The organism is Streptomyces glaucescens (assembly GCF_002154375.1).
In the GTDB taxonomy this organism is placed as follows: Bacteria; Actinomycetota; Actinomycetes; order Streptomycetales; family Streptomycetaceae; genus Streptomyces; species Streptomyces glaucescens.
The window spans coordinates 8,971-17,246 of the sequence record NZ_MUND01000132.1 but is presented as its reverse complement, the minus strand read 5'-3'; the positions used below and the strand labels follow the sequence as shown (position 1 = coordinate 17,246).

8 protein-coding genes are annotated in these 8,276 nt (G+C 69.9%); 2 read left to right on the top strand and 6 right to left on the bottom strand.

Annotation, left to right across the window (positions count from 1 at the left end):
• A partial coding sequence (locus CCN42_RS09920; RefSeq protein WP_086734654.1) for a maltokinase N-terminal cap-like domain-containing protein occupies window positions 1-603 on the top strand: 603 nt, incomplete at its 5' end.
• Window positions 604-749: 146 nt separating this feature from the next.
• A complete protein-coding gene (locus CCN42_RS09915) occupies window positions 750-2,357 on the top strand; it encodes a hypothetical protein (protein WP_245877212.1) in 1,608 nt (535 codons plus the stop codon).
• Between the two features lie 61 nt (window positions 2,358-2,418).
• On the opposite strand, the gene CCN42_RS09910 is transcribed toward CCN42_RS09915, so the two are convergent.
• The 6 genes from CCN42_RS09910 to CCN42_RS09880 form a co-directional block, all read right to left on the bottom strand.
• Window positions 2,419-3,819: an NAD(P)/FAD-dependent oxidoreductase gene (locus CCN42_RS09910; RefSeq protein WP_086734652.1), complete on the bottom strand. Its 1,401-nt coding sequence runs from the start codon at window positions 3,817-3,819 to the stop codon at window positions 2,419-2,421.
• Between the two features lie 6 nt (window positions 3,820-3,825).
• Window positions 3,826-5,049 carry an MAB_1171c family putative transporter gene (locus CCN42_RS09905; protein WP_086734651.1) on the bottom strand — a complete coding sequence of 408 codons (1,224 nt, stop codon included), beginning with the start codon at window positions 5,047-5,049 and terminating at the stop codon, window positions 3,826-3,828.
• The gene (locus CCN42_RS09900) at window positions 5,046-5,660 is read right to left on the bottom strand and encodes a toxin (RefSeq protein WP_169731431.1); all 615 of its coding nucleotides are present in this window, start codon (window positions 5,658-5,660) and stop codon (window positions 5,046-5,048) included. Before CCN42_RS09900 ends, CCN42_RS09905 begins: the two co-directional genes overlap by 4 nt.
• The gene (locus CCN42_RS09895) at window positions 5,657-6,229 is read right to left on the bottom strand and encodes a hypothetical protein (RefSeq protein WP_245877211.1); all 573 of its coding nucleotides are present in this window, start codon (window positions 6,227-6,229) and stop codon (window positions 5,657-5,659) included. The genes CCN42_RS09900 and CCN42_RS09895 overlap by 4 nt, the downstream gene beginning before the upstream one ends.
• A gap of 124 nt (window positions 6,230-6,353) precedes the next feature.
• Window positions 6,354-6,719, bottom strand: a complete 366-nt coding sequence (locus CCN42_RS09890; protein WP_169731429.1) for a hypothetical protein — start codon at window positions 6,717-6,719, stop codon at window positions 6,354-6,356.
• Between the two features lie 756 nt (window positions 6,720-7,475).
• Window positions 7,476-7,973, bottom strand: a complete 498-nt coding sequence (locus tag CCN42_RS09880; RefSeq protein WP_086734641.1) for a cupin domain-containing protein — start codon at window positions 7,971-7,973, stop codon at window positions 7,476-7,478.
• Window positions 7,974-8,276: the final 303 nt, after the last annotated feature.

Sequence of the window (8,276 nt, the reverse complement as noted above, 5' to 3'; positions counted from 1 at the left end):
TCCCGGCCGTGGTACCACGGCGGCGCGGGCGGACCGCAGTTGGCCAAGGCGGGAGGCTTCCGGCTGGACGATCCGCAGGGTGAGGTGGGCATCGAGTTCATGGTGGTCACCGACACCTCCGGCGCCGCCCCGGCCGCCTATCTCGTGCCGCTGACGTACCGGGGGGCGCCGCTCGACGGAGCGGACCACGCCCTGGTCGGCACCATGGAGCACGGAGTGCTGGGGCGGCGCTGGGCCTACGACGGCTGCCACGATCCGGTGCTGGTGGCCCAGTTGTTCGCGCTGATCGAGGGCCGTACGCAGGCCCAGGACCAGAACGCCAGCGACACCCCCGACCGGGAGGTCACCCGCTCCCGCACCGGTGACGGCCCGCTCCTCACGGACTCCTCCGTGGCCGCAGCCACCGCCGTCACCGACGACCGGGAGGCCACCGAGCTGACGGTCGCGCCCGGCACGGTCCTGCGGCTGCACCGGGCCCTGCGGCCGGTCCCGGACGGCCGTCCCGTCCTGCCCCAGGGAGCGGCCGGCCATGTCGCCGGTGCCTGGAGCGCGCCGGACGGTTCCCGGGTGCGGGGAATGTTCGCCGTCCTGACTTCTGGATGACCATCAGATGACCACTCCGTATACTCCGCCGGAGCACGACCCGTCCGAACACCCGGCCAGAGAGTCCGCCTGCCGTGATGAAGAATTCCCTGCCCCCGCTGTCACCCAACTACGCGACGCAGAAAAACCGGCCCTATAAGGAAAGCGTGGAGGTGCACGGGAAGTGGCCGGTGGAGTTCCAGTTCCGCCCGGCCCAGGGCGACCGCCGGCATCTGTTGGTGGTCTTTTCCTCCGTGGGCAGCAAGTACGGATTCGGCAACGCGCTGGAGAGCGTGAAGTGCAACATCCTCAGGATCCGTGATCACTTCGACGACGGGGCCTCGTACTACGTGGCCCGGAACATGGACTTCAGCGTCACGGATTCCATACAGGCGCTGATCGAGGACCACATGCGGCGGCTGCGGCTCACCCGGGACGAGGTGACCCTCCTGGGCGCTTCCAAGGGCGGCAGTGCCGCGCTCTATTACGGCCTGAAGTACGACTACAAGAACATCGTGGCATCGACTCCGCAGTACTTCCTGGGAAGTTACTCGAAGGGCCACGGCCAGCTCGGGGACGCCGTTCTCGGCGAGGGGCAGCCCGACGAGAACGTGGCCGTCATGGATGCCGTCATGAAGGATCTCCTCGACAAGGACACGGATCACAAGCGGAACATCTATGTGGTCTCCTCCCCCGGCGACTACCAGTACGAGCAGGAAGTCAAGCACTATCTTCCGGCGCTGCGGGAGTACGAGAACTTCAATTTCCTCTTCGTGGAATCGCCCACCGTGCGCCGGCACGACGAGGTGGTGCGGCAGGCGCTGCCGTCGATCCTGAGCATCGTGTACTCCCTCACGGAGGGCGTCGCACCCCGGTGGGGGGACGTCCGGATCGGCAACTACTCCGCGGACCCGGAGGAGGCCGCCGAACACCTCGCCGAGCTGCGGCAGCGCGACACCGCCCTGGCCACGCTCAACCGTGCCGTGTTCACGGACGGCGTTCTGGAGCTGAAGGGGCACGCCTTCCTGCCGGGCGAGTCGCCCGACGGGCCGGCGGAGGAGACCAAGCGGCTCGTCCTGGAGAAGGACGGCGAGACCTGGGTGTACCCGCTGGAGACGACCAAGGAGATCAGGCTCTACCGGGACTACTTCGACGAGTACTTCTGCGAGTACGAGATGGGCGGATTCGCCTCCCAGGGCGGTCTGACCTTCACGGAGCTGCCCCAGGGCACCTACGACGTGTCCGTCTGCATCACGAGCGAGAAAGAGGGAATCGAGCGGCGGACCCGTCTGATCTCGCAGAACGCGGTGGACCGCCGCCAGGTCTGCGGCGACTCGGAGCTGCTTTTCCGGGGCGGCAAGGGCGGCCTCAAGCTGGTCAAGCGGAGCATCATCGGTTTCGATTCCGATGGCGTGGCCTTCTCCGCCGGAAAACTCGAGGAACGCGACCGGAGGATTCACACGGAAGGCGTCTTCTTCGTGCCCGGAAGGAATGCCGACCGGGACGCGCACGCCTTCTACTACCTGGTGCTCCAGGGGAAGACCGGATGTCACTCCTTTCCCCTGGGCGTGCGGAAGAATCCGGACGCCGTACGGCCGCACAAGCAGCCCGGTGATCTCGGGAACTACGACTCCGGGTACTTCACCACGGGGGCCGGCGGAGTGGACGTGTCCGATCTCCCGGCAGGCAGGTACAGCGTGCTCGTCTCGATGAGCGCCGGCGGTGCCCTGTTCACCAAGAAGGCCGGGAAGATCACCCTGAAGAAGACCCGCTGATCTGAGGGAGAAGACCGGCCGGTGCCGACCGGTCTTCTCCCGCGTCCCGCCCCGCCACAGGTCAGCCGAGGGCGGCCCGCCGTTCCGGCTCGGTCAGCGGCGGGCCCTGGAGGAAAGGTTTCTTCGGGCCGAGGAGCATGGGGATGAGCATGTCGGGTGAGAACAGCCGGGTGGCCGGCTTCTCCAGGCTCATCACGTCCAGGAGGGCGGCGAGGGCGCGAGGGCTGCGCGCGCCGGTCTCCACGCAGCGGTCGACGAAGGCGGCGAGGTACTTCTCGAGGGCCGTGGGCGGGGTGTCGGCCGCGCCGGGGTAGAAGATGTCCTGCCCGACGGCGAGGTCCCAGGCGGCGGCCACGGGGCGGGCGGCGGCGCGCTGGAGCCGACGGGCCGTGCCGGGAGCGGTGAGGTCCGTCGTGCGGAGGACGTCGCGGACGGCGAGCGCGCACTGGGCGGCGACGGTGAGGCCGTGTCCGTAGACGGGGTTGTAGCTGGCTATGGCGTCGCCGAGGACGGTGAAGCCGTCCGGCCACCGGGCTGTCTTCTCGTAGTAACGGCGGTGGTTCGCGGTGCTGCGGGTGGTGGCGACGCCGCCGACCGGTTCGGCGTTCTTGAGCAGGTCCCCGATCACGGGGTCGCCCAGGCCGAGGGCGAAGTCGACGAACGCGTCCGGATCGCCGGTGGGCTCCCCGCCGCGGGTGCCGGAGAGGGTGACGATCCACCGCCCGTCCTCGACGGGCAGGACGATGCCGCCCCGGCCGGGAGCCTTGGCCGGGTTCGCCTGCACGTTGACGAGCGGGAAGCCGGTGTCCGCGGTGGTTCCGGGCGCGCGGTAGAGGCGGGTGGCGTAGGCGACACCGGCGTTGACCTCCCGCTCGGTGACCGGTGGCAGACCGAGCGCCGTGAGCCATCGGGGCGCGCGTGAGCCGCGGCCGGAGGCGTCCACGACGAGGTCGGCGGTCAGGGCGCGCTCCTCGTCCCCGACGCGGACCCGGACGCCGGTGACGCGGGAGGCGTCGCCGGTCAGTCCCAGGGCGTTCGCGCGGGGCAGGAGGGTGATGCGCTCGTCGCGCAGTACGCGGGCGCTGAGCCCGGCGTCGAGGAGCGGACGCGAGCAGACCAGATTGCGGTGATGGGTGGCGGTGAAGCGCCGGAACCAGACCTCGTTGGGGGCGCGCGAGACCATGTCGCCCATGATGTGCGCGAGGCGGGCGCCCCTGGCCACGATCTCGTCGGTGACTCCGGGCAGCAGCTCGTCGAAGGCCCTCACGCCGCCGCTCCACACCAGGTGCGCGTGGCGGGACTGCGGGACACCGCGGCGGGGTTCGGGTGAGTCCGGGAGGACGTCCCGTTCGACGACGGTGACCTCGGCGAACTCGGCGAGGGCGGCCGCGGCGAAGAGGCCGGCGGCGCTCGCGCCGATGACGACCGCGGTGGGCCGGCTGCTGGCGGATCTGTCGGTCATGTGCGTTCACGCTTTCTGTTCATCGATGTGGCCGGCCCTGTCCGGCCGAACCGCGAACCCGGCCTCCACCGCTCGCCGGTGGAGGTCCTCCAGGGCGCGGGGGCGGCTGAGGCTGCGGGAGATGGCCTCCAGGTGGTCGGTGATGTCGTGACCGACGTGGGAGGGCCGCTCGCCCGGCTCGCGCTGGGCGCCGTTGCCGTAGGAGCCGAGTGCCGCCCGGAGTGCGACGGCGCCGGCGAGCCCGCGGGCCCGTGCCTCGTCGTGCCGGGCGGACGCCGCCTGGTAGGCCCTGCGGTACAGCTCGTGGTCGAGGTGGGGGGCGAGGCGCAGCAGGCCGTCGTGGATGTGCTGCTGGCGTTGCAGCAGACGCAGGTCGAGGGGGGCGAACCTGCTCACCCTGGCCCGGACGGCGGACGGGGCCACGTCGTCGATGACCTGGGCGAGGGACCGCAGCCGCCAGTAGGCGAGTTGTTCGCGCGGCCAGGTCTGCAGGAAGGGACCGATGACGGGGAGGATGAAGCCGACGGCCACCAGGGTGGCGCCGAGGATGGCGAAGGGGGGAGCCAGGTAGGTGGACAGCCAGTCCCAGTCGGTGCCCGTCCAGCGGGCCGCGACCGCGGTCAGTTTGGCCAGGGCGTAGACGACCCCGAAGGCGTATCCGGTCTGGAGGAAGAGCAGTCCCGTTTTCAGCCATCGCGCGCCGACCTGGTAGATCCAGGTCCAGATCATGTAGGTCGCGACGAGTGTGGAGATGAGGAACTCGAGCAGGTAGAGCAGGATGTGCTCGCGCATCCACGGGGTGGTGGCGTAGTAGGTGTCCAGGTCGTAGATGCGTTCCTCGGGCACGTCGGCCAGGACGAAGGTGATCCACAGGGCGGTGATGGTGCCCGCGTGGATCGCCCAGACGAAGCGGACGCGGCGGCGGCGCCGGGGGGACGGTTCTTCCCGCCAGGTGATGATCATGGCGAGGCAGGCGCCGGAGAATCCGGTGAGCAGCGAGTACGACCAGGGGGCGGCGAAGTTCGGCACGCCCGTCACGGTGTTGATCGCGTGGATGCTGGCGGGTGCCACGGACAGGAAGACGCCGGAGGCCCACAGCAGGACCAGCCAGGTCGCGCGCGCGTCGGGATTGCGCCACGACCGTACGAAGGTGGGGAACTTCGCGCCGAGCCCGGCCAGCAGCAGCACGGTGGGGAGGGCGTAGGGGAGGTGGACTTCGCTGAGGTTCATCCGAGGATCTGCCCGCCGCGATGGCTGAGGGAGAGGTTGATCCGCCCTTCGACCGTGGTGGGGTTGACCGGGCCTCTCGCGTGCCGGCCGGCCATCCAGGCGCGGACCTCGCGGCCGAAGAGCAGGCCGAACGTCTCGGCGTCCACCTCGTGGTCGTCCGCGGACTCGGCTCGTCCGGCGACGGCGAGCAGGGCGTGACGCGGGACTTCCTGTGCGGCGAGAATGGCCTCCGCGGCCCGCCGCAGGAGGTCGGGTGTGGTGGGCCGGCCGGCGAACGCGCGGGTGGCCGCGGGCAGGCCGGCGATGTGGTGGGGGCACTCGCCCTGTTCCTCGTGCCATAACTCGTGTCCGAGGATGACCAGTTGGGACTCGGGGACGGCGCGCTCCTCCACGACGATGATGGAGCGGTCCCCGCAGTCGATGCGCATGCCGGAGACGGGGATGTCGTCGGGGAAGGCGCGCAGCGCCAGTTGAACGGGCCGGCCGCGGCGGACGCTCATCGCCTGGCAGAAGCCGTGCATGACGGTCGGCGGGTCGGCGGGGCGCTGGATGATCTTCGAGGCTTCCTTGCCGAGGTAGGCGAGGAGAGCCTTCATCGCTCTGGTGCTCACCGGTCGGTGTCCTCCTTTCTTGGCAGCACCGAATGGATGACTCCCTCCAGCAGCCTGTCCAGCGCCTCGGGTGTCAGGGAGCCGTGCCGGCGCAGGTCCGCGGCCCGGACCCCGTACTTTCTCAGCAGGGCTTCGACGGGGTCCTTCTCCGGGTTCTCCAGCTCGGCCAGGAGGGGCAGCAGGGCGCGGTTGAGGGCCTTGTCGGCGGGGGCGGTGAAGAACGCCTCGCCGTCCTCCAGGCCGAAGAACTCCGCGAGTTTGTGCAGGTGCTCGATGTTGGGCACCTTCTTGCCCTCGAGGATGAGACGGGCCCAGACGTCCGAGACGTCCAGGTCGGCGCCGACCTCGGCGGCGAGTGCCGCCATCTTCCTGCCGGTCCGGCGCAGGTTGGCTTCGGCCAGGACGCGGATGCGCGCGGAGAACCGCTGCGGGACGGTGTCCCCGGGCGGGGTGACTCCCCGGAGGAGGGCGCGGACCGTGGGCTCGGGCAGCGCGGTCCTGGCCGCGAGGTCCCGGGGGTCGAGGAGCGAGGACCGGTCCAGGTCCTGTTCCTGGATGAGTTCTTCCAATCGCCGGACGGTGTCCGCGAGTTGCGGTGATGCCGCCACCAAGGTGCTCCCTGGGCCGTGGAGGTACGAGATCTCTGGCGCTGCCCGCACTCTACGTGCCGCCGCGACTTCCCTCAACGATCGTTTACCAGCCGAGAACCATCGTTGCCAGACCGTGGGCGACGCGGCGATTCGGGCGTAGCGACGGAAGCGGGTGTAGACCGTCCGCCACGGTCCGTAGCGTTCCGAGTGAGGAGCCGGTCCTGGAGTCCAGGTAGTCCGTGAGCCGGCGGAACAGTTCGGGCAGGACCACCTGGCCGGCCGCGGTGTCCGTGATCGAGTCGATGTCGTCGACCACTGCCCCGTCGTAGGTCCTGTCGACGCCCCATACCCCCTTCTTCGCCGCGCGCGCCTCCACTGCCGCCGTCCTGAGGACGTCACGCAGGTGGCCGGGCAGCCCGGGGGAGAACATCGGGTACGCCAGCCCGTTCATCGAGAGCCGCTCCGCCATGACCCACGACCAGCTCGCCGACGCCCTCACGCACGCCGGTCGCAGTCGGCGCAGGCCGTAGGCGGCGCGGGGGCGTCCTGCTGCGGCTGGATCCTAGTCCGTGCTGCGGCGCACACCACAGCGAACCGTGCCTTCGCCGACCCCGACACCGACGACCTGATCACCGCCGTCCGACGCGGTCCACGCCCGCTCCAGTACCGACACGACGTCCTCGACGGATGCCTCACCGGCACCGGCCTACGCGCACCATCATGACGACACCACGCTTCAAAGGTCAGTAGCCGTTCGAACGTCTGGCCTGACGCACGCACCAGGCGAGGGCCGGCAGGCCAAGAATGGCCATCAGCCCATACTGGCGGGCGGGCTCGGTCATCACTTGCCTTTCCTCCCGGTCGGGCTGACCCTCACGACCGTCCCGACTCCGGACCTGCTTGTGCAGACCGCCCAAGCATGACGCCTCATGGGGCACCGCTCCCCCATGGAGGCGGTGTGCTCGCTCCCATCAGCTGCACGGCCTGTGCTCCGAGCCGCGAGATCTGGCTTCACCGCCGCCAGGTGTGCGGCAGGCCGGTGAGCGCCGTCCGCGGCGAAAGGCGGTAGGTCGGCCGGACCAAACTGCTACGGGGCTCTGGCAGACGTGAATGTGCCGCCCAGTGAGCACTTCAGCTGGCGGATGAGCGGCGGCAGGCGGGTGGCGCCGCCCCGGCATGATCACGACGGTCTCCTGGCTGCCCGGGCGGGGGCCACCGATGCGGTTCAGACAGCGGCCAGTGCGGCATTCCACACGGGGCTGTCGACGTAGTGGTTGTCGAAGCGCTCCGAGGACGCCTTGATCTCCTCGAAGTCGGCTTCGCCGCGCATCACCCGGCCCAGGAGCCGCAGGTAGTCGAAGCGCGCCATCCCCGGAGTGAAGGTGAACAGCACATCCGCCGTGCACCCCGGGGCGGCGGCGAAGGCGTGCGGGGTGTGCGGCGGAACGAGCAGGAAGTCACCCGCGCTCAGCACGGTGACCGCCTCCCCCAGCAGAACGCGCAGGGATCCATCGATGACATAGAACATCTCCGCGGCCCGGGTGTGGAAGTGTGCCGGCGCTCCCACCGCCCCCTCCGCGAAGGCCGAGCGGTAGCTGGTCAGCAGACCGCCCGTCGCCTCGGAGTCCGCCAGCAGCGTCATCACGCTGCTGGGGTCGCTCGTCATCTCCGCCTCGGCGGCCCGAGTCACTGTCGGCGCGAAATCGGTACGAATGCTGCTCATTGAGTGCGCTCCCTTTAGTAGCCGGCGTCCTTGTCGCCCTTGTGATCACCATTCTGGACGGCAAGTTGACCGGATGTGTGGGGCAATCCATCCGTAGATTCCCAGGTCAATTCGGCCAACTGCTCCAGAACCCGGCTGGCCTTCCGGCTGGTGTGGAACGGCCGTAGGCGCGCCCTCAAGGCGGCGGGCACGGCGACGGTGTGCGGCCCGGCGCGGGAGCCCAGACAGTCCGCGCGACGCACGGCCTGAGCCCAGACCCTCAGCGCGTCGGCGACTAGGGGATGTCGTCAAACTCCCGTCGTC

Bases quoted from the DNA above. Each gene is read 5' to 3' on its own strand.
- CCN42_RS09910 (WP_086734652.1), bottom strand. From the start codon at position 3,819: ATGACCGACAGATCCGCCAGCAGCCGGCCCACCGCGGTCGTCATCGGC.
- CCN42_RS09905 (WP_086734651.1), bottom strand. From the start codon at position 5,049: ATGAACCTCAGCGAAGTCCACCTCCCCTACGCCCTCCCCACCGTGCTG.
- CCN42_RS09890 (WP_169731429.1), bottom strand. From the start codon at position 6,719: ATGGCGGAGCGGCTCTCGATGAACGGGCTGGCGTACCCGATGTTCTCC.
- CCN42_RS09880 (WP_086734641.1), bottom strand. From the start codon at position 7,973: ATGAGCAGCATTCGTACCGATTTCGCGCCGACAGTGACTCGGGCCGCC.